The following is a 22,749-nucleotide window of genomic DNA, read 5'->3' as shown; positions in this document are numbered from 1 at the left end:
CTGCTCCTAAGGAAGAGTAAGGATTTCCGGGCCATCCTCGGTGATGGCGATGGTGTGCTCAAACTGAGCGGTGATGCTTTTATCTCGCGTGACTACGGTCCAGTTGTCCGACCACATGTTCCATTCGTGCGTGCCGAGGGTAAGCATCGGCTCGATGGTAAACACCATACCTACCTTGATCTCAGTGTCGTACGCCGGTGCAGAGTCGTAGTGAGGAATTATCAGTCCGGAATGGAAAGCCTCGCCGATTCCGTGACCGGTAAAGTCACGAACCACCCCATAGTTGAAGCGCTTTGCATAAGTTTCGATGGCGCGGCCGATGATGTTCACTTGGCGACCGACTGTGGCTGCCCGAATTCCCCGCATCATGGCCTCATGGGTGCGCTCTACCAGAAGGCTAACTTCGTCCGTGACTTCGCCAACTTTGAAAGTCTGATTGCTATCGCCGTGGAAGCCGTCCTTGAACGCGGTGATGTCAATGTTTACGATGTCACCCTCCTGAAGGACTGTATCGTCAGGAATGCCGTGGCAGATGACCTCGTTGATTGACGAGCAGAGCGACTTTGGGAAACCTCTGTAACCGAGGGTTGATGGATACGCGCCCTGGCTAATCAAGAACTCGTGCCCGATTCGATCAAGCTCATCGGTTGTGACTCCTGGTACGGCATGCTTTCCGACCAGTTCAATTGCCTGCGCAGCAATACGACCAGCGGCTCGGATCTTGGCGATTTCACCCGGCGTCCGAACGTCGCCGCCAGTCCAAGGCGCAGGTGACTTTTTACCAACGTAGGCCGGTCGGGCAATTTCTGCCGGAACTTGCCGGGTTGGGCTAAGGACACCGGGAATCAGATGGCCAGTTTTCGAATCGCGAGGCATTACTAAAGTCTATTTTGCGTTGGGGCTAGGCTTTTCAAAAAAGGGGTTCAAATGGAAAGTTCATACTCAGAACATGAGGAAAAACCGGAGTACTGGTTCAACCTGAAGTCACTAAAAGTTGAGGTTGGCCGACTATCGCCTTCACCTAACCGGGTAGGACCGTTTGCGACCTCGCAGGAGGCTGCAGAAGCTCTGCAGACTATTCGGTTGCGCTCTGAAGCCTGGCGGAAGGCCGAGGAGCAGGACTAGTCCTCGAATGAATGGTCAGCCGTCGGAAACTGCCCGTTTGCCACTTCAGTTCGGTAGTTCAATGCTGCTGAAGCCAGTTGTTCCCCGAGATTTGCATAGCGCTTGACAAACTTCCGTGGCCGGCCTGCTGTCATGCCAGCAAAATCCGTCCAGACCAAAATTTGACCATCAACCTGTGGGCCAGCGCCAATTCCAATCGTTGGAATGTCTAGCTTGGCGCTAATTTCACCGGCGATTGCTGATGGAACCATTTCGAGTACTACTGCAAATGCACCCGCATTTTGGACGGCTAGGGCATCCTCAAGCAACTGTTCGGCTGCATCTCCGCGACCTTGAATTTTAAAGCCGCCCAAGACATTGACGCTCTGCGGTGTGAAGCCAATGTGACCCATAACCGGGATTCCGGCCTCCACAAGAGTGCGAATCTGGTCTGCGCTTCGTTTGCCACCTTCAAGCTTCACGGCATCAGCGCCAGTTGGTTTCATTAGCGCTATTGCGTTTGCGAGGGCGTCCGCGGGGCCTGTCTCGTATGAGCCAAACGGCATGTCAATTACGACAAGAGCGCGCAGAGCTGCCGATGCCACTGCGCGACCAAAGGTTGCCATCTCGGCTACCGTGATGGGCAAAGTGCTCGAGTACCCCAGGCTGTTATCAGCAGCGGAATCACCCACCAAGAGAACGTCTATCCCAGATTGATCAAACAGGCCGGCAGTCAGGTGGTCATAACTGGTAAGGCAACTGAACTTGTGCCCGCTTGCCTTAAATTCTTTGAGAGTAGAAGTTCTAACCTTCTTGGGAAGGAATTCCATTAGCTACGCTTCCAGGCATCCACTTCAATCTCGACCAGCATGTTTGGGTTGATGAACTGAATGCCTGCAAGCATGGTTAGTGCTGGGCGAATTTCACCAAAGACTTCACCATGCGCTTTACCTGCGGCATCCATGTCAGCACCGCTGGCTAGGTAAACCCTTGAGCGGACGACATCTTCAACGCCATAACCAACCTGAGCAAGCGCCTTGGCAATCACTTCAAGAGCAACCTTGGTCTGACCATAGGCATCGCCTTCGTGCTGAAGTTGGCCGTCCACAGTTGCTGTGGAGCCGGACACGTGTACGTAATCGCCAGCTACTACCGCGCGAGAGTAGCCCAAAACTGACTCCCATGGTCCACCGCTTGAAATCAACTTGTCTGCTGCCATTTGCTCTAACTCTTTCTATGTGTCCAACGATTGGTAATCGGAAATCTACGGTCACGCCCGAAGGCGAGTGGTGAAATTTTTGGGCCAATTGCACCCTGTCGACGCTTCCATTCCGAACGATCTACTAGAGAGATGACTCGGTCGACGGTATCAACTTCAAACCCAGCATCAATTATCTGCTTTCTACCGAAAGACTTTTCGACATAAAGCTCAAGAAGCGAGTCAAGAGTTTCGTAATCGGGAAGGCTGTCTTGATCAACTTGCCCGGGTCTCAATTCCGCTGACGGAGGTTTTTCAATCGAGTTCTGTGGAATTGGGGGAGTGTGACCCACTGCGACGGCATGCTTATTTCTCCAGTTTGCTAGGCGCCAGACCAATGTCTTCTCAACATCCTTGATGGGTGCAAAGCCTCCGACCGAATCGCCGTAGATGGTGCTGTATCCAACTGCGAGTTCAGTCTTGTTTCCAGTGGTCAGAGTTAGGTGGCCCCGCTGGTTGGACAGTGACATCAGGATCAACCCGCGTGCGCGAGCCTGAAGGTTCTCTGCGGCCAGACCGGTCAGCGGTATTTGCTTCTCAAAAGCATCGACAAAATCCTTGATTGATTCTGTCTGATAATTCAACCCAATCCGCTGGGCAAGATCCACTGCGTCCCCGATGGAGTGATCAGATGAGTGCTCGCTCGGCATCAGTACACCAAACACGTTCTCAGCACCGATTGCATCCGCGGCGATGGAAGCACACACAGCAGAGTCAATTCCGCCTGACAGTCCCAAAATCACCGATTTGAAACCGTTCTTCGCTACGTAGTCCTTGAGGCCAGTGACCAGCGCATTCCAGACCTGCTCTTCGAGGCTGGAGCGTGTAAGGGCAGGGGCACCCATGTTTTTACTTTCAGCGGTTGATTTGCTCGTGATGTCTACGTAGTCGATCGAGGTCTGAAACTGCTCAGCTCGAACAACTAATTCGCCACTGGAATCAACAAAGAGACTGTCGCCGTCAAAGACCAAATCATCCTGGCCGCCAGTCAGGTTCACATACGCCACAGCAATGTTTTGAGTTATAGCAAGATCTCTGACCAGTTCGAGACGGCGGTCGCCCTTATCAACTTCAAACGGGGAGCCATTCAATACCAGAGCAACGTCGGTTCCGTGGTTTGAAATCTCAGCCACCGGTCCGCCACTTTGCCAAATATCCTCGCAAATGAGGGTCGAAAACTTCAGGCCACAGTGTTCGAAAGTAAAGAGTTGGTTACCTGGAACGAAGACGCGGTACTCGTCAAAAACTGAATAGTTAGGCAGGTGGTGCTTGTCATAGCGTCCTAATACCGTTCCACCAAGCAAGACTGAGGAGCTGTTGTGCGCAATCGCCCAGGTACTCGAGGATGCCCGGCTCGGATGCCCGATGACCACAGCAATATCACCAAATCCATCGCTCTCTAGGTCACCGGCCAACTCACGAACGGCAGATTCGGCAGCCTCGATGAAATCAGGTCTGGTTGCTAGGTCCTCGATTGGGTAGCCGGTAACACACATTTCGCCGAAAACCACCAAATTGGCCTGGTTGGCGGCGGCTTCACGAACTGTGGCGAGGCAACGGGCCACGTTTCCAGAAATGTCTCCAACAATCGGGTTGGTCTGGGCCATAGCTAAGCGAACAATCGGCATAACCATTAGCCTAGTAGCAGGGTAGAGAGAGGAACACTCGATGGATAAGCAGACAGATTTCGTCCTTCGCACAATTGAAGAGCGAGGCGTGAAATTTATTCGCCTTTGGTTCACGGACGTGGCAGGAACATTGAAGTCTGTTGCGATCGCGCCGGCTGAAGTCGAGGGGGCGTTTGCTGAGGGTCTTGGATTCGATGGGTCAGCGATTGAGGGACTAGCCCGTACCTACGAGGCGGACATGCTTGCTCAGCCTGATCCAAGCACTTTCCAGATTCTTCCTTGGCGTGGCGAGATCGATCCAACCGCGCGAATGTTCTGTGACATTCAGACTCCGGATGGCTTGCCAGCTGCGGCTGATCCACGAAATGTTTTGCGTCGGGCACTTGCCAAGGCCTCTGACATGGGCTTCTCGTTCTACATCCACCCTGAGATTGAGTTTTACCTTCTGAAGTCCACCCAGCTTGATGCCAACGGCGAGCCTGTTCCAGTTGACAACGCTGGCTACTTTGACAATGTTCCGGGCGGCACCGCCCATGATTTCCGTCGCCGTGCGGTTTCGATGCTCGAGCAACTCGGTATTTCAGTCGAGTTTAGCCACCACGAAGGTGGCCCGGGCCAGAACGAGATCGACCTTCGTTATGCCGACGCCCTAACTATGGCTGACAACATCATGACCTTTAGAACTGTGATCAAAGAGGTTGCTATTGAGCAGGGTGTTTATGCCACCTTTATGCCAAAGCCGTTCACCCAGCACCCTGGTTCTGGAATGCACACCCACATGTCGCTATTCGAGGGTGATACAAACGCATTCTTCGACCCAAGCTCCCAGTATCACCTTTCAAAAACCGCAAAGCATTTCATTGCCGGACTGCTTCGACACGCACCAGAAATCACCGCTGTAACTAACCAGTACGTGAATTCGTATAAGCGTCTCTGGGGTGGCGGCGAGGCTCCGAGCTTTGTTTGCTGGGGCCACAACAACCGCTCGGCTCTAATTAGGGTTCCGCTGTACAAGCCAGACAAGGGAAACTCTTCGCGCATTGAATATCGGGCGATCGATTCAGCTGCGAATCCGTACCTTGCGTACGCGTTGCTGCTGAATGCTGGGCTCAAGGGAATTCAAGAAGAGTATCCTCTGCCAGCTGAGACCGAGGACAATGTTTGGAGCCTAAATGACGCCGAACGACGCGCCATGGGAATTCAGCCGCTGCCACAAAGCCTTGACCACGCGATTCGCAAGTTAGAGGAGTCTGAGTTGGTAGCAGAGACCTTGGGCGAGGAAGTATTCAGTTACGTGCTGGCTAACAAGCGCCGCGAGTGGGCAGCCTACCGAGCACAGGTGACGCCTTTCGAACTAAAGCAGAACCTCGAGACCCTCTAGGGGAATTGCATGTCCGATAGAGGTCGTGGCATGGGTCTGTCTGAGCTGGCCAGGTTCGGTTTTGCCGACCTAAGTTCTACGACCGCAAAACTCGACCAACTGGTGAAACTGGTTGGTGACTCGGGTCGTTCAGCATTGGCTGACCTAGCCGTATGCGCTGATCCTGACCAGGCATTGAATGCCTTGCTATTTCTAGCTGAATCAAACTCGGCCAAGGTAAAGGCAATCCTCAAAAAGCCGGACTCATCGCGCAGGCTGTGTTTGCTGCTCGGAGCGTCATCGGCGCTTGGCGATTTCCTAAAGCGTCGGCCCGAATGCCTGAACTACTTCGATAAGGCAATTGCCGCCTTGCCGACTCAGGCTTTGGCCACCGAGTTTTTTAGATCCAGAGTTGCGCACCTGCTGGTGCCCGGGTTCAATTCTCCTGATGTCTGGTCTGCTCTTCGAATTGCCTACCGAGAATCTTTGCTGCAAATCGCTATCTATGACCTTTCGATGGTTGACGTCAAAGCCGGATTGCCGTCTGTCGCGGCATCTCTGGCAGACATTGCTGGTGCCGCTTTGGAAGTCGCAATCGAAATTGCTCGGGTTGAACTGTCGAGCACTGCCGACCATGGAGTATTTACTGCCGAGGAGATTCAAAGTACAGAATTTGCAGTCATCGCTATGGGTAAGTGTGGCGCCCGTGAGCTGAATTACATCAGCGATGTTGACGTAATCTATGTCGCTGGCAGCAAAAGCGCCGAACTTGCTAATGAGCGTGCAGTTGAAATTGCCACCAAGTTAGCCACCCGGATGATGCGGGCTATCGACGCAACGGCTGCTGAACCTATGCTGTGGCAGGTAGACCCAAATCTGCGACCGGAGGGTAAATCAGGAGCACTGGTTCGCACTCTCGAATCGCACCTCGCCTACTACGAGCGTTGGGCCCAAAGCTGGGAGTTCCAGGCGCTCCTTAAAGCACGGCCGCTTGCAGGTTCTTCGGAACTGGGCGAAGCATATGTCAACGCTCTCGCGCCAAAGGTTTGGTCCTCTGCATCACGTGAGAACTTCGTTGAGTCGGTACAAAAGATGCGTGAGCGTGTCACCGATTACATTCCGGCAAGTGAAGTGGACGCTCAAATTAAGCTCGGCCCCGGCGGCCTTAGAGACGTTGAATTCACCGTGCAACTCCTGCAGCTTGTGCATGGACGTACCGACCCATCGGTCAGGCACAGAGACACGATTTCGGCTATAAACGCTCTGGCCACTGCAGGGTATGTCGGCCGTTCAGAGGCAGCGGCATTTGCAGAGAGCTACCGTTTCTTGCGTCTTCTTGAGCACCGGATTCAACTTTCGGACATGCGTCGTACCCATCTGATGCCCGCGAGTGATACTCGCCGTCGCGCATTGGCTCGCGCTGTGAATCCAAAGTGGACCGTTGAGGAGCTTTTATCGGCTTGGGACTCGGTCAAATTGGAAGTCAGGGCTCTTCATCAAAAGATTTTTTACCGGCCACTGCTGAGCGCCGTGTCTCGTTTAGATGGTGAAAGTCTCTCTCTCACTGACACTCAGGCCGAGGACCGACTGCACGCCATCGGTTTTCAGGATCCAAAGGGAGCGCTTGTACACATCGCCGCGTTGACTTCAGGGTTGTCGAGGAGGGCAGCGATTCAAAAGCAGTTGCTGCCTGTCCTGCTGCAATGGTTCTCTGAGGGTTCTGACCCAGATTCTGCGCTGCTTTCCTTCCGTCGACTAAGCGAGGATCTAGGGGAGTCCCACTGGTACTTGCGCATGCTGCGGGACAGCACGTATGCGGCCCAGCGAATGACTCAGGTTCTTGCTAACAGCAAGCTGGCCACAAGCCTTTTTGAGCGTATCCCCGAGGCTGCGGCTTGGTTCGAGAAGCCCGAAGACCTAATTCCGTTGGCTACTTCCGAGATCACAAGTGAATTCGAAGCGGTTATCGGGCGCCACGATTCTTCAGAGAAGGCGATTAACGGTGTCCGGAGCATTCGGAGGCGTGAAACCCTTCGCATAGCGCTTGGAGCTGTCCTTGGTGACATCGACATAACACAGGTGTCAAACAGCCTCAGCGGCCTATTTGAATCCTATCTGCGGGCGGTGTTGAGTATCGCAGTTGAATTCAAGGACCTGGATCTAGCACCAGGATCAGTCAGTGAGCACGTAGATCTCGGAATTATTGCAATGGGTCGCTTCGGCGGCGAAGAGCTCGGCTTTGGTTCGGATGCGGATGTGATGTTCGTTTACCGGGTAACTGATGGCGCCGATCCCGCTCTCGCGCAAAAAGTGGCCGAAAGAGTTATTAGTGAAATCAAGCGGCTAAGTTCTGACCCACTTCTTGAATTTGAGTTGGATCTTGATTTGCGACCTGAAGGCAAAAACGGTCCGGTTGCTCGTTCGCTTGATTCCTATGCTGCCTACTATGCCCGATGGGCTAACACCTGGGAGGCCCAGGCCCTGCTCAGAGCGCGTCCGATAGCTGGTTCCTCCGAGTTGCAATCGCAATTTTTGACGCTCATCAATCAATACCGATACCCAACCGAGTTGACGGAAAGCGCCATAGTAGAGATTCGCAGAATCAAGGCCCGGGTTGAGACTGAACGACTTCCGCTAGGCGCTGACCCGCGCCGACACTTGAAACTTGGCCGAGGTTCATTGAGCGACGTCGAGTGGCTCGTGCAGCTTCTTCAGCTTCAGTACGGGAATGAACACCCCTCAATTCGAACACCCAAAACGCTGCAGGCGCTTGAGGCTTGCGCACGTGAGGGGCTAATTGCGGAGCATGACGCACGCGTGTTAGCTGAGGCTTGGACACTTGCGTCTCGGGTTCGTTCTGCTTCAATCTTGTGGGCCAACAAGCGGACGGATGTACTGCCGACTGATCGTCGTCAACTCGAAGGTATGGCTCGAATTCTGGAATATCCGCGAGGGGGAGCGGGCCAGCTTCAAGAGGATTATTTGGCGTTCACTCGGCGCTCTCGTGCTGTGTTTGAGCGCATCTTTTACGGATTCGAACCGGACGCCAAGCCCGAATAGCATTCCCTCTTGAATTAGGTATAAAAAAAGGACCCCGCCTTTCGGCAGGGTCCTTCTCTTTAGTTGATTAGCAACCGAAGTACAGCTCGAACTCGTATGGGTGAGGTCGAAGAGCAAGAGGCTTGATCTCGTGCTCGCGCTTGTAGTTGATCCAGTTCTCGATGAGGTCCTTGGTGAACACGCCGCCCTCTAGAAGGTAGTCGTGGTCTGCCTCAAGAGCCTTAAGAACATCTTCAAGGTTTCCAGGAACCTGAGGAATAAGTGCTGCTTCCTCTGCTGGTAGCTCGTAAAGGTCCTTGTCAACAGGCTCGTGTGGCTCGATGCGGTTCTTGATACCGTCAAGACCAGCCATAAGCATTGCTGCGAATGCTAGGTATGGGTTAGACGATGCATCAGGAGCGCGGAACTCAATGCGCTTTGCCTTAGGGTTTGTTCCGGTCATCGGGATGCGGATAGCAGCCGAACGGTTACCAGCTGAGTAAACAAGGTTTACTGGCGCTTCGAAACCTGGAACTAGGCGGTGGTAGCTGTTTACGGTTGGGTTGGTGAATGCAAGCAGTGATGGAGCGTGCTTCAAAATACCACCGATGTACCAGCGTGCTAGGTCTGAAAGACCGCCGTAGCCTGACTCGTCGTAGAACAATGGCTTGCCATCTTTCCAGAGAGACATGTGAACGTGCATACCTGAGCCGTTGTCGCCGAATAGTGGCTTCGGCATGAAGGTGGCAGTCTTGCCCCAACGCTCAGCTACGTTCTTGACGATGTACTTGAACTTCAGAATGTCATCTGCAGATGAAAGTAGGGTGTCGAACTTGTAGTTGATCTCACCCTGGCCTGCAGTACCAACCTCGTGGTGGCTGCGCTCTACCTCTAGGCCTACTGCAAGAAGCTCTGAAACGATGTCATCGCGCATGTCAGCGTGCTTGTCGGTTGGGGTAACTGGGAAGTATCCACCCTTGTAAGGGGTCTTGTTAGCTAGGTTACCGCCGGCCTCTTCGCGGCCTGAGTTCCAAGCAGCTTCATCTGAGTCAACAAAGTGCATTGAGCCGTTCTGCTTGTACTCGTAGCGAACGTCATCAAAGATGAAGAATTCAGCTTCTGGGGCAAAGAATGCGGTGTCTGCGATGCCGGTGGTTGCAAGGTAAGCCTGAGCCTTCTTGGCAGTCTGGCGTGGGTCGCGACCGTAGATTTCACCGTTACGTGGGTTGTAAACGTCGAAGATCATAACCAGAGTCTTCTGAGCACGGAATGCATCGATGTATGCGGTGCCGACGTCTGGGATGAGCTGCATGTCTGACTCATTGATTGAGGCAAAGCCACGGATAGATGAACCGTCGAACAACTGACCATCGATGAAGAACTGCTCATCGATCATCGCTGCTGGAAGGTTGAAGTGCTGCTGAACACCAGGTAGGTCGGTGAATCGAACGTCAAGGAACTTTACGTCGTTGTCCTTGATGTACTTAACAACCTCTGAGGCAGTCTTGAACATAGGGGGAATCCCTTCAAATGGTGGATGGTGGAAACTCTGGCACATCATTACGCCATCAAGGAAAAGTCTATCTTTTCGCGCCGTGCTCGCTAACCAGCGAATGTTTCAGCCATGTAAAACTTTTGACTAGGCTCGAAGGGTGATGACAGAAAAACTGTGGGCCGGAAAGCGGCTTGGCCTTCCAGAACAGGGCCCCGGATCCCTCGCAAAGGTTCCAAGGAGAGTTATTGGGCTTTGTATTGACTGGGGGATTTCGCTGCTAATCTCCGCCGGGTTGTTCGCCGGCGATAACCTAGCCACCCTGGTTGCCTTTGGGCTGATGCAATGGCTAATGGTTGCCACCCTCGGTGCGAGCTTCGGTCACGTGATTTGTCGAATGCGTGTTCTTAGACTGGGGCATCCATACGTCGGATTCAGAGCTGCATTTTTGCGTGTTTCGATGATCTTGCTGATCATCCCGGCAATTGTTTGGGACAACGATAATCGCGGTCTACACGACAAATTGGCTGGAACAGCGTTAGTACTGCGCTAAAAACACTCTGCTAGAAGCAGCGATTACTTGCGTGATGCGCGGATTTTTGCAGGATCCATTCCCTTTGGAATTGAAATGTTCATGCCAAGCGATGCCAGACGCTTATCGACCACTGAAACCTCAGACCGGTTCAGAACCTTCTTGAGTTTGTAAAGTGACTTCTTCAAGTCATAAATTCGCACTGAATTCTCATCGGTGCCCACAATAATGGTCTGAATCGGGGCGCCCGGAGCGATTCGCGAAACCTTCTTGCGCTCGTCTTCAAGCAAAGGCTGAACGCGTGACTTCGGACCCTCACCAATCAAAACGATTCCACCCGGACCGATGGTGCGATAGACGGCATCGCGGGTCTTGCCGTTGATCGCAACCGGCATCTCGCTTCCGCGCCAGTTACGGCGCAGTCCATTGGCCACCACTGCGCCAACTGCGCCTTGCTGACCTTCGATTTGCATGTACGCAACGCGCTCGGCCTTGCGAGACATGACAATCATCGCGACCAAAATGCCCGAGAGAACTCCGGTAATGCTGAATAGGACCAGGTTGGTTACATTGCCAGGAGCAGTCACGGCGCTAAAAGTGATGGCTGCCAAAACGGTAAGTACAAATCCAAGTGACGCCCATAGGACGGAAGTCTTGTCGCCCTTGGCGGTCATTACATAGACGCGCCAAAGCTGACGCATTTGACCAGGTGCTTTTTGAGTTTTGGTGTCTTTTTTAGCCATTGAATAACCTTATCGCGAAGTTTCTAGTGAACTGCCTGTCCAAAACCGCTTTTCGCAGCAGCCTCGGCTAGATGACTGAGATGGGAAGGGATTTCAAAGCCCTTCTTCTGCATTGTTTGAGCCCAGAGTCGTCCGGCGCGGTAGGAACTGCGGACCAGTGGCCCCGATAGAACCCCAAGGAATCCGATTTCTTCGGCTTCTTCGGCCATTTCTGCAAACTCAATGGGTTTTACCCATCGGCTGACTGGGTGGTGCTTAGGTGTTGGTCGCAGGTACTGGGTAATGGTGAGGATGTCAGTTCCGGCATCAAAAAGGTCCTGCATAGCCTGAGAAATCTCTTCGCGGGTTTCTCCCATGCCGAGAATCAAATTCGATTTGGTCACGAGCCCGTAATCTCTAGCCTGAGTAAGTACATCTAGTGAGCGCTCATAACGGAAAGCAGGTCGAATCTCTTTGAAGATTCGTGGAACCGTCTCGACATTGTGGGCAAATACCTCTGGGCGCGCGTCAAACACTTTTCCAAGCAGTGCCGGATTTCCTGAGAAGTCAGGTACCAGAATTTCGACGCCCGTACCTGGCGATTGCTGGTGGATTTGGCGGATGGTCTCGGCATACAACCAAGCACCTTCGTCCTCAAGATCATCTCTTGCAACGCCAGTGACGGTCGCGTATCGAAGTTCCATCTGGCGCACAGAATCCCCCACGCGTCGCGGTTCATCTGCGTCAAAAGCGTCTGGCTTACCAGTGTCGATCTGGCAGAAATCGCAGCGTCTCGTGCACTGAGACCCACCGATCAGAAATGTTGCCTCGCGGTCTTCCCAACACTCGAATATGTTTGGGCATCCTGCCTCTTGGCAGACGGTGTGAAGGTTCTCGCCTTTAACTAGCTTCTGTAGGGCTTGATACTCAGGCCCCATGTGCGCCGTGGTCTTGATCCATTCCGGCTTCTTTTCGATTGGTACTGAGCTGTTGCGAGCTTCGATTCTTAGTAGCTTGCGCTCGGGTTTTTGTTCGGTCACAGTTCGACCTTGCCAATCTCTTTGAGGTGTTTTTTTACAACTTCGGCCGCCATGGCGGGGGTGATCTCTCGCCCTAAAAGTTCGGTGAGTGTGCTGGTTTTAGCATCTCTGATGCCACAAGCAATGATTGTTTCATAGGGATCGAGCGAATTATTGCAGTTGAGAGCAAACCCGTGCATTGTGGTGTGTTCCGCTACGCGAATGCCTATGGCAGCGACCTTGACATGGCTTCCATTCAGAGGAGCCCACACCCCACTTCGCCCCTCGACTCGCTCTGTGAGCAGGCCAAACTCGGCGCAGGTTTTTATAAGAACCTCTTCAAGCCATCGTACGTAACCGACAACATCGATTGGTCTTGGGAGTTTCATAATCGGATAGCCAACCAACTGACCAGGACCATGCCATGTGATTTTTCCACCGCGGTCAACATCGATTACAGGCGTGCCATCAACTGGGCGCTCCGAGTCTTCGGTGCGCTTACCAGCGGTAAATACCGAGGAATGTTCAAGCAGGATTACAGTGTCTGGGATTTCATGAGCAACAACCCTGGTATGGATCTCACGCTGCAGTTGCCATCCCTCTTCATAGCCGATGAAATCAGGGCTAAGTCCGGCGGTGAGAAAGTCAGGCATTTGTTAAGTCTAAACTCGCCTCCCGCCGAGTATGTTCCCTAATTCTCAACAGTTTTGCTGCATGCGCCCAGACGGAATGAGACTGCGAGCATGATGAGTGCATGGTTCACCTCTCACCTAAGCCAAACATCCGGGGTATTCCCAAGAAATCCTTGCGCCGATACTCACGGGGTTTCAAGTACACCGGTCCGAATGGGGGAGTAATGTTACGTCGCTCGGTGCTGACTCCATGGGCTGTCAATTTGCACCAGGATGAAAACCTTGTTGACATACTGCGATGTCGGTCCGGTCGCATCTGGCTCATGTCGAGCGAACCAGGTGAGGTCCGCACTTTGTCACCCGGCAAGTACTTGCGTGGCTGGAGCTTGTTTCTGGCACTGCCCTTGTTGCTGGTTTCAGCTCTTCTGGTAATCGCGTCATTCCCTGTGGAAATCCAGAGCGAGCAACAAATCCACCCGATGCCGGTCGTGAGTGCTCATTCCAAGCCTGACCCAACGTCTTCGCTGGGGCTTTGCCACACTTCAAGTGAGGATTTAAAGTCCGTCGGGACGTTCCTGAGAGAGGGCTCTGGATTCAAAGAAGTTAGCCGAGTAGATCTCGGCGGATTGCGCCTGCTTGTGGTTGAGGTTGACTGTGCGGAGGGCCCCTGGATTTTGAAGGCAACCCTAGTAAAGAGTGGCTCTACCTGGCAGTTAAAAAAGATTGCCCGGTAGCAGCAGATCTACCGGGCAATCCTGAGGACCAAACTAGCCGCTATAGGCCCAGCAAGCCCTCAAAGTTTGCCTCTTCTAGGCGGGTCTTGACATCAACCAAGAAGCGGCTGGCGTCAGCGCCATCGACCAGACGGTGGTCGTAAGACAACGCTAGGTAAACCATGCTGCGAATTGCGATGGCGTCCTGACCATTTGAATCGGTTACAACTACAGGGCGCTTGGTGACTACGCCGGTTCCGAGAATCGCTACCTGAGGTAGGAACACAACTGGAGTGTCGAAGAGTGCGCCTCGTGAACCGGTGTTGGTCAGTGTGAATGTTCCACCGCCGAGCTCATCAGGCTTCAGCTGGTTGGCGCGTGTACGCCCGGCTAGATCGGCGATCTGCTGGGCGGTCTGCATGATGTTCAGGCTCGCTGCATCACGGATAACCGGTGTGAGCAGTCCCTTCTCAGTGTCAACCGCAAATGAGATGTTCTCGGTACCGTGGTAAACGATGTTGTCGCCATCGATGGTCGCGTTTAGCTTCGGGTGAACACGAAGGGCCTCGGCCGCGGCAAGTGCAAAGAATGGCATGAAGTTCAATTTGCCACCAGATTTGGCAACGAAGTCGGCCTGCACACGCTGGCGGAGCAAAGCGATCTTGGTGACGTCTACCTCAACAACGGTGGTCAGCTGTGCCGTAGAGACCATAGACGCAACAGCTCGTTCGGCAAGAACCTTGCGTAGGCGAGACATAGGAGCAGTGGTTCCACGAAGCGGAGACGCCTCGGCACGGATGTGAAGTGGCGCAGACGGAGCAGCTTGAACAGACTGTGCAGGCGCTGACTGAGCGGCAAGAACGTCATCCTTGCGGATACGACCACCAACGCCAGTGCCAGCGATTTGGGTCAAGTCAATACCGGTCTCATTAGCCAGCTTGCGAACCAGAGGAGTCACGTAGCCAGCGTCTGAAGCAACGGATGGAGTGGTCATAGCTGGAGCCGGAACAACTGGTGCTACCGGAGCAACGGGTGCTACTGGAGCAACCACAGGAGCTGCGACAACTGGAGGAACAATTGGTGCGACTGGAGCAGCAACAACTGGTGCAACCGGTGGAGCAACAGGCGCTGCAACAACAGGGGCCACGACTGGCTCAGCTTCAACCGGAGCTGCCGCTGGCGCGTCTGCAACTGGAGCAGCGGCAGAACCTGAGCCGTCTCCAATTACTACTAGGACCGCACCAACCTGAACGGTTTCGTCTTCTTGAACCAAAATCTGCTCAATAACACCGGCGACTGGCGAAGGAATCTCGGTATCAACTTTGTCGGTGGAGACCTCTACTAGAGGTTCGTCTACGGCAACGCTGTCACCGACCTTCTTTAGCCAACGGGTAACAGTACCCTCGGTTACGCTTTCACCCAGCGCTGGAAGTACTACTGATTCACTCATTTAATGCTGCTCCTTGTGGGAAATATTCTTTATGCGTGGGCGTGAAGTGGCTTGCCGGCGATGGCTAGGTGAGCCTCTCCGATTGCTTCATTCATGGTTGGGTGGGCGTGTACCAAGGTTGCGACATCCTCAGGATATGCCTCCCAGTTCACAATAAGTTGTGCTTCGCCGATCTGCTCGCCGACACGTGATCCAATCATGTGAACACCGATAATCGGACCGTTGTTGCGACGAACTAGCTTGATGAAGCCAGCGGTGCCAAGGATCTGGCTCTTGCCGTTGCCACCAAGGTTGTATTCGTAAGTTGAGATGTTTTCGGCACCGTAAGTTTCGGCAGCTTTTGCCTCACTCAATCCGACAGAGGCAATCTCAGGCTCACAGTAGGTGACCTTTGGAATACCGTTTTCATCGATGACTGCTGGCTTGAGCCCTGCAATCTCTTCTGCGATGAAAATACCCTGCTGGAATCCTCGGTGAGCCAGCTGAAGACCAGGAACAATGTCGCCTGCTGCGTAAACGCCTGGAATGTTGGTCTGCAGACGCTCGTTGGTGAGGACAAATCCTCTGTCCATCTGCACGCCCTGCTCTTCGTATCCGAGACCAGCAGTATTTGGGCCACGCCCAACAGCAACAAGCAATAGTTCTGCCTCAATTGCTTCGCCAGACTCCAAGCGAACGATCACGCCGTGCTCGTTCTGGTCAACGCCAGAGAACCGAACACCAGTCTTAAAGTCAATGCCGCGCTTGCGGAATGCGCGCTCCAAAGCCTTGCTAACTGATGCGTCTTCATTCGGCACCAGTGAAGGTAGGCCCTCAATAATTGTGACTTCGGCTCCGAAAGACTTCCAGATAGAAGCGAATTCAACACCGATCACGCCGCCGCCGAGTACGACGACCTTGTTTGGGACAAAGTTCAACTGGAGCGCGTGCTCTGAAGTGATTACACGGCCGCCGATTTCTAGGCCTGGAAGGGTTCGACTGTATGAGCCTGATGCGAGAACAATGTTCTCGCCGGTGTAGTTATCGCCGTTGACCTGGATAGTCTTTGGGCCCACTAGGCGGCCTTCTCCTGAGACAACGGTGATGTTCTTTGATCCGACCAAGCCAGTAAGGCCTTTGAAGAGGCGGTCAACAATTGAGTTTCGGTAGTTGTTGACGGCTGGCATGTCAATTGAGCCGAAGGTAGCCTGAACACCGAAGTGAGCTGCTTCTTTGACATTGTCGGCAATTTCTGCAGAGTGAAGCAGTGCTTTGGTTGGGATGCAACCACGGTGAAGGCAAGTTCCGCCTAGTTTGTCTTTCTCTACCAGAGCAACGGTTTTACCCAATTGAGCTGATCGTAGGGCGGCTGCATAGCCACCACTTCCTCCACCAAGGATTACAACGTCAAAGTTGTGGTCGGCCACTTATATCTCCATCTCGCGAATACCCTCAAACTTTACTATGTTTCGCGACTAAACCTTTGAGGCAAGTTGCTTTATCAAAACGACCATGGTTCGGACCATTGTTCCGGTGGCACCCTTTGGTGTGAAGCCGTAGGGGCCAGATGAGTTGTCTGATGGTCCGGCAATGTCGAGGTGTGCCCATGAAATTCGTTTGGACGGATTCTTTTTCTCGAAGCCAACAAACTCACGAAGAAATAGCCCGCCGATAAGCATCCCGCCAGCACGGTTGCCGATCTTCACATTAGCTATGTCAGCGATGTCAGAATTTAGTAGCGGGCGTAGTTCCTGTGGCAGGGGCATGTGCCAAACTGGTTCGGCCGTCTCTGACGCTGCACCCTTTACTAGCTCAACAGCATCGTCATCGCCCATCAGGCCGGCCGTGCGATTTCCGAGTGCAATGGTCGCTGCTCCGGTGAGGGTAGCGATGTCAACGATGAGGTCAGGATGTTCCTCGCTGGCGGCCGAGAGGCCATCAGCCAGGACTAGGCGTCCTTCTGCATCTGTGTTGAGAACCTCAATGGTCTTTCCATTGCGAGCCTTGATCACGTCGTTTGGTCGGGTTGCTGTACCCGATGGCATGTTTTCGGCTAGGCAAATCCAGCCCGTCACTCTGGTCTTTACGCCCAACTGCGCAGCCGCAATTACCGACTGCAAAACGGTAGCTGCTCCGGTCATGTCGTACTTCATTCCAACCATTGACTCAGCAGGTTTCAGACTCAAGCCACCAGTGTCGAAGGTGATTCCCTTTCCAACCAGAGCAAGATGCTTTTTTGCGCCCCTGGGTGCGAAGGTAATTTTTAGAAGGCGTGGAGGTCTCGAGGATCCAGCACCTACTGCAGCGATTCCCCCAAAGCCAGCCTTAACCAAGGCCTTCTCATCCCAGGTTTCAATGGATAGAGGCAGGCCTTTTATGGATTTTTTGGCATGTGCCTCAAAAGATGCTGGATACAAGTCATTGGCCGGCTGGTTCACCAGGTCGCGCGCAACGTGGACGGCTTGGCAGACCAATTGGATCTCAGTAAGTGCCGCTGCAGTTACCTTGGCTGATGACACCACAGTGAGCTTCTTCACCAAAGTCTTAGCTGCATTCGACTTATAAGGTGTGTACTCATACAAGCCGAGTGAAAAACCCTCAATCAGATTCAATGCTGCGTTCCCATCCAAGTCTGGGAGTGCAACTACTACTTCCGAAAATTCCTTGCAGCCGCGAGCAATTACGCCTCCAAGCTGGCGAAGTTTGTCTTCTGGTGCCAGGTCAGCGTCTAGACCGACCAACCCAAGTACTGAACCTGAGGGGCCGGGTATAAGTGCGAGCGATTCGAGGTTTGCCTTCACACCCAAAAGTTCAAGCTTTTGGCCGGTAAGTGCGTCTAGGTCCAAATCTGCTGAAACCAAGGACAGCTCATTAGGAGTCTTAGAGACTCCGCAGATAATCACCGAACCCTGCTTGGCCGTAGGAATTTTGGCGGTGACTTGGACCTTGAAGTTATTCATAATGACCATGTTAATCGGCCGAAAGTTAGGATTGTCGTCATGACTCAGCAACAAGACCTTTACACCTACGCCGTAGATCCTGCGAGCATTCCTAAGGGGCTCAGTCTGTTGGCCGGATTCAGCGGCTTCACTGATGCCGGGCATGTACTAACTCAGATGTCGGATCACATATTTTCGTCGCTGTCGCACGAACTTGTGCTGCGATTTAATAACGATGATTTACTCGACTACCGTTCAAGAAGACCAGTCATGTACTTCGAGCGCGATCACATCGCCGACTACGAGCCTGCAACCCTGGGGCTGTATCTAGTTCATGACGAAGCAAATCAGCCGTTTCTCTACCTGCACGGCTACGAGCCCGATTTTCGCTGGGAGAACTTCACCGTTGCAGTTCAGGAAATAGTGGAAGATCTTGCGGTGAAGGATTTCACGTGGGTGAATGCCATTCCTTTCCCAGTTCCACACACCAAACCTGTGGGGGTAACGGTCTCAGGTAATCGAGCCGACATCATTGCCTCGGTTTCAGAGTGGAAGCCTCAAACCCAGGTTCCAGGCAACGTTCTACATTTGATCGAGTTCAAACTCTCGGCGATTGACTTACCCATTGCTGGGCTCGTGATGCTTGTTCCTCACTACCTTTCAGACACCGATTATCCTCAAGCCGCCGTCAAGGCATTCGAGCAAGTATCCGCTGCCACCGGTCTCGTTTTCCCTACTGACAGCTTGCGAGAGTTAGGTGATGTAGTTCTTGGGAAGATCAACGAACAGGTAGAGAAAAATGAGGATCTGGCCAAGATGATTTCGGCTCTCGAGGCGGGTTACGGCTCTGAATCAAGTGGCCCAATTCGAGCACCAATGGTCAGGCCTGAATCACGCATTCCTTCTGCAGAAGAAATCGCCGAAGAACTTGAGAGCTACCTGGCAAATCGTCGAAAAAACTCAGCCGACGAGGATTGAGCTAATCAGGTCTTATTTCACCGGCTAGGTACCGTCGAATCTCTCCAAGAGAGTCGGACCAAATCTCACCCTTGTCGATAGCAGAAACTACTGATTCGGGTAGATTCACCCGAGTCGGAGGTCCCCAAAGTTCGAAATACTTTGGTCCCCAGTAGGTATTGGCTTCGGAGAAGCACGCTGATATGACCGGCTTGGCTCCCGTAGAAGCCGGTTGAGCCAATACAACCTCTGCCGCTCTAATCAGCTTTGTGCCGTAGGCTGATGCCCTGGTAAAGCCCGGGTGGGCCATGGTCACTGTGATGTCTAGGTCGTTTTCAGCTAGGGCTTTTCCCAGATTGATAGCGGTGACCAGATTCGCGAGTTTGGAGTCGCGATAGGCAACACCGGGGGACTGCGACTCGTAGTTATTCAGAAGCATCCCTGAGCTTCGTCGCGCAACGATGGAGGAAACAAAAACGATTCGTGCGCCGTCTCTTCCTCTATTTACCAAGACCTGCGACAAAAAGAGGTGGGCTATGTGGTTTACACCGATGTGCCATTCGAATCCCTGCTTCGTGGTTTTGAAGGGGCGTTCAACCTTTGCCCCAGCGTTATTCACCAGCAGGTCCCATTTTCTGCTACCCAGCCAGCGGCTGAAAAATCGCACGGAATCCAGGTCTGATAGGTCCAGCTCAACCCACTCAACCTTGGCGTTGCTGGCAGCTACGGAAAGCTTCTCCAACGCCGATTCGGCCTTGAATTTTGAGCGGCCTGTTATGACAAGGTCAAACCCTGATTTTGCCAAGGCAATTGCAGTTTCTAAGCCGATTCCCGCAGTGCCTCCGGTGACGATTGCCAGTTTTTTGCTCATCTAGTCAGCGTAGGACTTCAAGTCCTGTAATGATGGCAGAGTGAGAAATTCGCGAGGTTCCTGGGTGATGGCTGCCGGGGCCTTTGCCTACCTCCTTGCAGTGACTAATCGAAGCAGCCTGGGTGTGGCAACGCTTGAGGCCTCCGAAAGGTTTGCGGTTTCAGCAGCACAATTGTCAACCCTGGCTGTTGCCCAGTTGGCCGTCTATGCTGCGATGCAGGTTCCGGTTGGCCTCCTTCTTGATCGCTATGGGGCACGCATCTTGTTGGTGCTTGGCTCAGTACTAATGAGCGTTGGTCAGATTTTGGTGGCCGTCAGTGTCGAAATCTCACCTGCAGTGGTAGGTCGAATGCTTTTAGGTATGGGGGATGCGTTTATTTTCATCTCCATGATTCGGCTCATTAATGGTTGGTACTCGGGAGCCAAAGCCTCGCGCCGACAACAGCTTCTTACCAACATTGGGCAGTTGGGGCAGGCAGTTTCGGCAATCCCGTTTGCGGCTCTACTCCATCTACAAGGTTGGTCCATTGCGTTTTCAACGCTCAGTATCGTTACCCTATTGCTTGTAGTTGTGAGCCTTGTGGTGGTACGGGATGATCGTGAGCCCGATGTTCTGCATCACAAGGTGAAGTCACTAAAAAGTGTCTTCAGTACACTCCTCTTAAATAGCCGCCATCCGGGGGTTCGAATGGCATTTTGGACGCACTTCACACTCCAGTCGGCAACATCAGTCTTTATCTTGCTTTGGGGATACCCATTTTTAGTAAATGGTCAGGGGCTATCGAAAGAATTGGCCTCGCTCATCATTGGGTCGTTCGTGATTATGGGTTTCGTGGTTGGCCCATTAGTAAGCACCGTGTGTTCCAAATACCCTGCGATGCGCGATAGGGCAGTTGTGGTGGTTTCGCTATCGATAGTCCTCGCTTGGTCGCTAACAATCTTTGGTCCGGAAAGAGTTTCGATTCTTACGCTGACTCTTCTAGTTGTTGTGCTTTCGTCTAGCGCACCTTTTTCCATGATTGCCTTCGACTACACCCGGACATTTGTCAAAAAGTCCTCGCTCGGAGCAACTAACGGGCTGGTGAACATCGGTGGTTTTCTGGCCACATTTATGGCCATGTTTGTCGCGGGTCTTATTTTGGATGCCGTGCAACAGGCTCAAAATTCTGCTGGTCTCGACGTAGGTCTCTACACAGCACTGGGATTCAGGTGGGCTATGAGTGTTCAATTTCTAGTCGTTGCCGTCGGTCTAACGATGTACCTAGTTGAAAGAAAAAGCCTTCATCGACTCCTAAGGACAGGAATAACCGCGGTCTAAAAGGTGTTCTAGAATTCGACGAGCTTGAAACGCAGTTCAAATTAGTGGATTTGTCTGGATTCGTGTCATAATTGTCGTTTAGACCCAGTCTGTCGCATTTGCGGATTTGACATGGGTCTTAGTAATGCCCGAAACGGTGCGTGCGATCCCGCTCGTGAGGCGGGGGATGTCGAGAGGTAGAAGTGGCTAAGCAATCTAATGATTCTGTGCCGGGCAAAAAACGGGGGTTTCTAGCTAGCCTTTTGCACCCAAATGAAAAGTCGTCGGGGGACACAGCAACAATCAGTAAGGAACCTGAGACCATTAGCACTCCAGTAAAGACCAAGGCCCAACCAAAGGCTTCAACTGAGGCAGCAAAGCCAGCTGCTGCAGTCAAGCCAAAGAAGGCCGTGTCGGCAGTTACCGATGCCCCGGCTGCCGCCAAGGCTCCTGCGAAGCCTAAGGCAGCAGGTAAGACCACAGCCAAAGCAAAGGTTGAAGCAGTCGTCGAGGTTATTGATCTTGACGCAGTTGTCGAATCTGAGACAAAGGTAAAGAAAGCCGCGCCGAAAGCAAAGGCTGCACCGAAGGCCAAGACTCCAAAAGCAGCAAAGGCACCTAAGGGTCTCGGCGATGACGCCGAAGAAGAAGAGATCGATGACCTTGAGTCAGTCGAAGAGATTGTCGCTGAGGCAGCTTCAGCAGTCGACATCGCAGCGGTTGATGATGAACACCACGATGACGAGCACGAAGAAACCGAAAAAATCGTTGTTCCTGAGGGCGCTTTGGTTCTTTCGAATCGTGAAGAAGATGACATTCCGGTTCAGACCACAACCATCACCGGTGCGACAGCCGACCCGGTAAAGGACTACCTAAAGCAAATTGGAAAGGTAGCCCTTCTTAACGCAGAGCTTGAAGTTGAGCTTGCTAAGCGAATCGAAGCTGGCCTTTTTGCCGAAGAGAAATTGGCTTTGGCGACCGGTCTAACGCGAGAAGAAGAGCGCGACCTCAAGTGGGTTGTCAAGGACGGTCAGCGAGCTAAGAGCCACCTTCTAGAGGCAAACCTGCGCCTGGTGGTTAGCCTAGCTAAGCGCTACACCGGCCGCGGTATGCAGTTCCTAGATCTAATTCAAGAGGGTAACCTCGGCCTTATCCGTGCGGTTGAGAAGTTTGACTACACCAAGGGCTACAAGTTTTCGACCTATGCAACCTGGTGGATTCGCCAAGCGATTACGCGAGCGATGGCCGACCAGGCGCGAACCATCCGAATTCCAGTTCACATGGTTGAGGTAATCAACAAGCTTGCTCGAGTCCAGCGTCAGTTGCTTCAGGATCTCGGTCGCGAACCGACTCCTGAAGAGCTAGCTAGAGAACTTGATATGACTCCTGAGAAAGTCGTTGAGGTTCAGAAGTATGGGCGCGAGCCAATTTCGCTCTCGACTCCATTGGGTGAAGACGGCGACAGCGAGTTCGGTGACCTCATCGAGGATACCGAAGCGGTTGTGCCAGCAGATGCGGTTGGTTTCACAATGCTTCAGCGTGAGCTAGAGCGAATTCTTGATTCACTACACCCGCGTGAAGCAGGCGTGATCAGAAGTCGCTTCGGTCTTGGTGACGGCGTTCAAAAGACACTTGATCAGATCGGCGAGGAATTCGGGGTAACCCGTGAGCGTATTCGTCAGATCGAGTCGAAGACAATGTCTAAGTTGCGCCACCCATCGCGCTCACAGATGCTTCGCGACTACCTAGAAAACTAA

General features: G+C 52.9%; 20 protein-coding genes. 8 read left to right on the top strand and 12 right to left on the bottom strand.

The window, feature by feature from the left end:
* Positions 1-6 precede the first annotated feature (6 nt).
* Positions 7-876 carry a type I methionyl aminopeptidase gene (map, locus tag OO731_RS03525; protein WP_264889678.1) on the bottom strand — a complete coding sequence of 290 codons (870 nt, stop codon included), beginning with the start codon at positions 874-876 and terminating at the stop codon, positions 7-9.
* Between the two features lie 51 nt (positions 877-927).
* Here map and OO731_RS03520 point away from each other — a divergent pair, with 51 nt between their 5' ends.
* Positions 928-1,125 (top strand): SPOR domain-containing protein, encoded by a 198-nt coding sequence (locus OO731_RS03520; protein ID WP_264889677.1) that lies wholly within the window; start codon positions 928-930, stop codon positions 1,123-1,125.
* On the opposite strand, the gene panB is transcribed toward OO731_RS03520, so the two are convergent.
* The 3 genes from panB to OO731_RS03505 are packed head-to-tail and all read right to left on the bottom strand — an operon-like array spanning position 1,122 to position 3,990.
* Entirely contained in the window at positions 1,122-1,934 is an 813-nt protein-coding gene (panB, locus tag OO731_RS03515) for a 3-methyl-2-oxobutanoate hydroxymethyltransferase (protein WP_264889676.1), read from the bottom strand. The genes OO731_RS03520 and panB overlap by 4 nt on opposite strands.
* Entirely contained in the window at positions 1,934-2,323 is a 390-nt protein-coding gene (locus tag OO731_RS03510; RefSeq protein WP_264889675.1) for a RidA family protein, read from the bottom strand. The genes panB and OO731_RS03510 overlap by 1 nt, the downstream gene beginning before the upstream one ends.
* Before the next feature lie 5 nt (positions 2,324-2,328).
* The gene (locus OO731_RS03505; RefSeq protein WP_264889674.1) at positions 2,329-3,990 is read right to left on the bottom strand and encodes an NAD+ synthase; all 1,662 of its coding nucleotides are present in this window, start codon (positions 3,988-3,990) and stop codon (positions 2,329-2,331) included.
* Positions 3,991-4,030: 40 nt separating this feature from the next.
* On the opposite strand from OO731_RS03505, the gene glnA (OO731_RS03500) reads away from it, so the two are divergent.
* Positions 4,031-5,371 carry a type I glutamate--ammonia ligase gene (gene glnA / locus OO731_RS03500; protein ID WP_138275422.1) on the top strand — a complete coding sequence of 447 codons (1,341 nt, stop codon included), beginning with the start codon at positions 4,031-4,033 and terminating at the stop codon, positions 5,369-5,371.
* A 9-nt stretch (positions 5,372-5,380) separates the two neighbouring features.
* Positions 5,381-8,410 (top strand): bifunctional [glutamine synthetase] adenylyltransferase/[glutamine synthetase]-adenylyl-L-tyrosine phosphorylase, encoded by a 3,030-nt coding sequence (locus OO731_RS03495; protein WP_264889673.1) that lies wholly within the window; start codon positions 5,381-5,383, stop codon positions 8,408-8,410.
* A gap of 67 nt (positions 8,411-8,477) precedes the next feature.
* Here the strand turns inward: OO731_RS03495 and glnA (OO731_RS03490) are convergent, their stop codons facing one another.
* Entirely contained in the window at positions 8,478-9,902 is a 1,425-nt protein-coding gene (glnA, locus tag OO731_RS03490) for a type I glutamate--ammonia ligase (RefSeq protein ID WP_138275420.1), read from the bottom strand.
* Positions 9,903-10,044: 142 nt separating this feature from the next.
* On the opposite strand from glnA (OO731_RS03490), the gene OO731_RS03485 reads away from it, so the two are divergent.
* Positions 10,045-10,434, top strand: coding sequence for an RDD family protein (locus tag OO731_RS03485; protein WP_264889672.1), 390 nt, complete (start codon positions 10,045-10,047; stop codon positions 10,432-10,434).
* A 23-nt stretch (positions 10,435-10,457) separates the two neighbouring features.
* Here OO731_RS03485 and OO731_RS03480 read toward each other — a convergent pair whose 3' ends face one another.
* Genes OO731_RS03480 through lipB form a run of 3 tightly spaced genes read right to left on the bottom strand, consistent with a single transcriptional unit; the run spans position 10,458 to position 12,807 of the window.
* On the bottom strand, positions 10,458-11,156 hold the full coding sequence (locus tag OO731_RS03480) for a DUF4191 domain-containing protein (protein ID WP_264889671.1): 699 nt from the start codon (positions 11,154-11,156) through the stop codon (positions 10,458-10,460).
* A gap of 23 nt (positions 11,157-11,179) precedes the next feature.
* Complete coding sequence (lipA, locus tag OO731_RS03475; protein WP_264889670.1) at positions 11,180-12,175, bottom strand: lipoyl synthase; 996 nt, start codon at positions 12,173-12,175, stop codon at positions 11,180-11,182.
* Positions 12,172-12,807 carry a lipoyl(octanoyl) transferase LipB gene (lipB, locus tag OO731_RS03470; RefSeq protein WP_264889669.1) on the bottom strand — a complete coding sequence of 212 codons (636 nt, stop codon included), beginning with the start codon at positions 12,805-12,807 and terminating at the stop codon, positions 12,172-12,174. Before lipB ends, lipA begins: the two co-directional genes overlap by 4 nt.
* A 302-nt stretch (positions 12,808-13,109) precedes the next feature.
* Here lipB and OO731_RS03465 point away from each other — a divergent pair, with 302 nt between their 5' ends.
* Complete coding sequence (locus tag OO731_RS03465) at positions 13,110-13,520, top strand: hypothetical protein (RefSeq protein ID WP_264889668.1); 411 nt, start codon at positions 13,110-13,112, stop codon at positions 13,518-13,520.
* A 40-nt stretch (positions 13,521-13,560) separates the two neighbouring features.
* Here OO731_RS03465 and sucB read toward each other — a convergent pair whose 3' ends face one another.
* The 3 genes from sucB to OO731_RS03450 are packed head-to-tail and all read right to left on the bottom strand — an operon-like array spanning position 13,561 to position 17,888.
* Positions 13,561-14,949 (bottom strand): 2-oxoglutarate dehydrogenase, E2 component, dihydrolipoamide succinyltransferase, encoded by a 1,389-nt coding sequence (sucB, locus tag OO731_RS03460; protein ID WP_264889667.1) that lies wholly within the window; start codon positions 14,947-14,949, stop codon positions 13,561-13,563.
* Between the two features lie 29 nt (positions 14,950-14,978).
* Entirely contained in the window at positions 14,979-16,355 is a 1,377-nt protein-coding gene (gene lpdA / locus OO731_RS03455) for a dihydrolipoyl dehydrogenase (protein ID WP_264889666.1), read from the bottom strand.
* Between the two features lie 48 nt (positions 16,356-16,403).
* Positions 16,404-17,888 (bottom strand): leucyl aminopeptidase, encoded by a 1,485-nt coding sequence (locus OO731_RS03450; protein WP_264889665.1) that lies wholly within the window; start codon positions 17,886-17,888, stop codon positions 16,404-16,406.
* A 39-nt stretch (positions 17,889-17,927) separates the two neighbouring features.
* Between OO731_RS03450 and OO731_RS03445 the strand changes: the two genes are divergently transcribed.
* Positions 17,928-18,845, top strand: a complete 918-nt coding sequence (locus OO731_RS03445) for a PAC2 family protein (protein WP_264889664.1) — start codon at positions 17,928-17,930, stop codon at positions 18,843-18,845.
* A gap of 1 nt (position 18,846) precedes the next feature.
* Here OO731_RS03445 and OO731_RS03440 read toward each other — a convergent pair whose 3' ends face one another.
* Positions 18,847-19,695, bottom strand: a complete 849-nt coding sequence (locus tag OO731_RS03440) for an SDR family NAD(P)-dependent oxidoreductase (RefSeq protein ID WP_264889663.1) — start codon at positions 19,693-19,695, stop codon at positions 18,847-18,849.
* Between the two features lie 67 nt (positions 19,696-19,762).
* Between OO731_RS03440 and OO731_RS03435 the strand changes: the two genes are divergently transcribed.
* Both OO731_RS03435 and OO731_RS03430 read left to right on the top strand, forming a co-directional pair.
* On the top strand, positions 19,763-21,013 hold the full coding sequence (locus OO731_RS03435) for an MFS transporter (RefSeq protein ID WP_264889662.1): 1,251 nt from the start codon (positions 19,763-19,765) through the stop codon (positions 21,011-21,013).
* A gap of 182 nt (positions 21,014-21,195) precedes the next feature.
* Entirely contained in the window at positions 21,196-22,749 is a 1,554-nt protein-coding gene (locus tag OO731_RS03430; protein WP_264889661.1) for an RNA polymerase sigma factor, read from the top strand.

The sequence above is a fragment of the Rhodoluna sp. KAS3 genome (assembly GCF_026000575.1).
Classification (GTDB): Bacteria; Actinomycetota; Actinomycetes; order Actinomycetales; family Microbacteriaceae; genus Rhodoluna.
The sequence above is the reverse complement of the archived record's forward strand: the minus strand, read 5'-3'. Positions and strand labels throughout refer to the sequence as shown.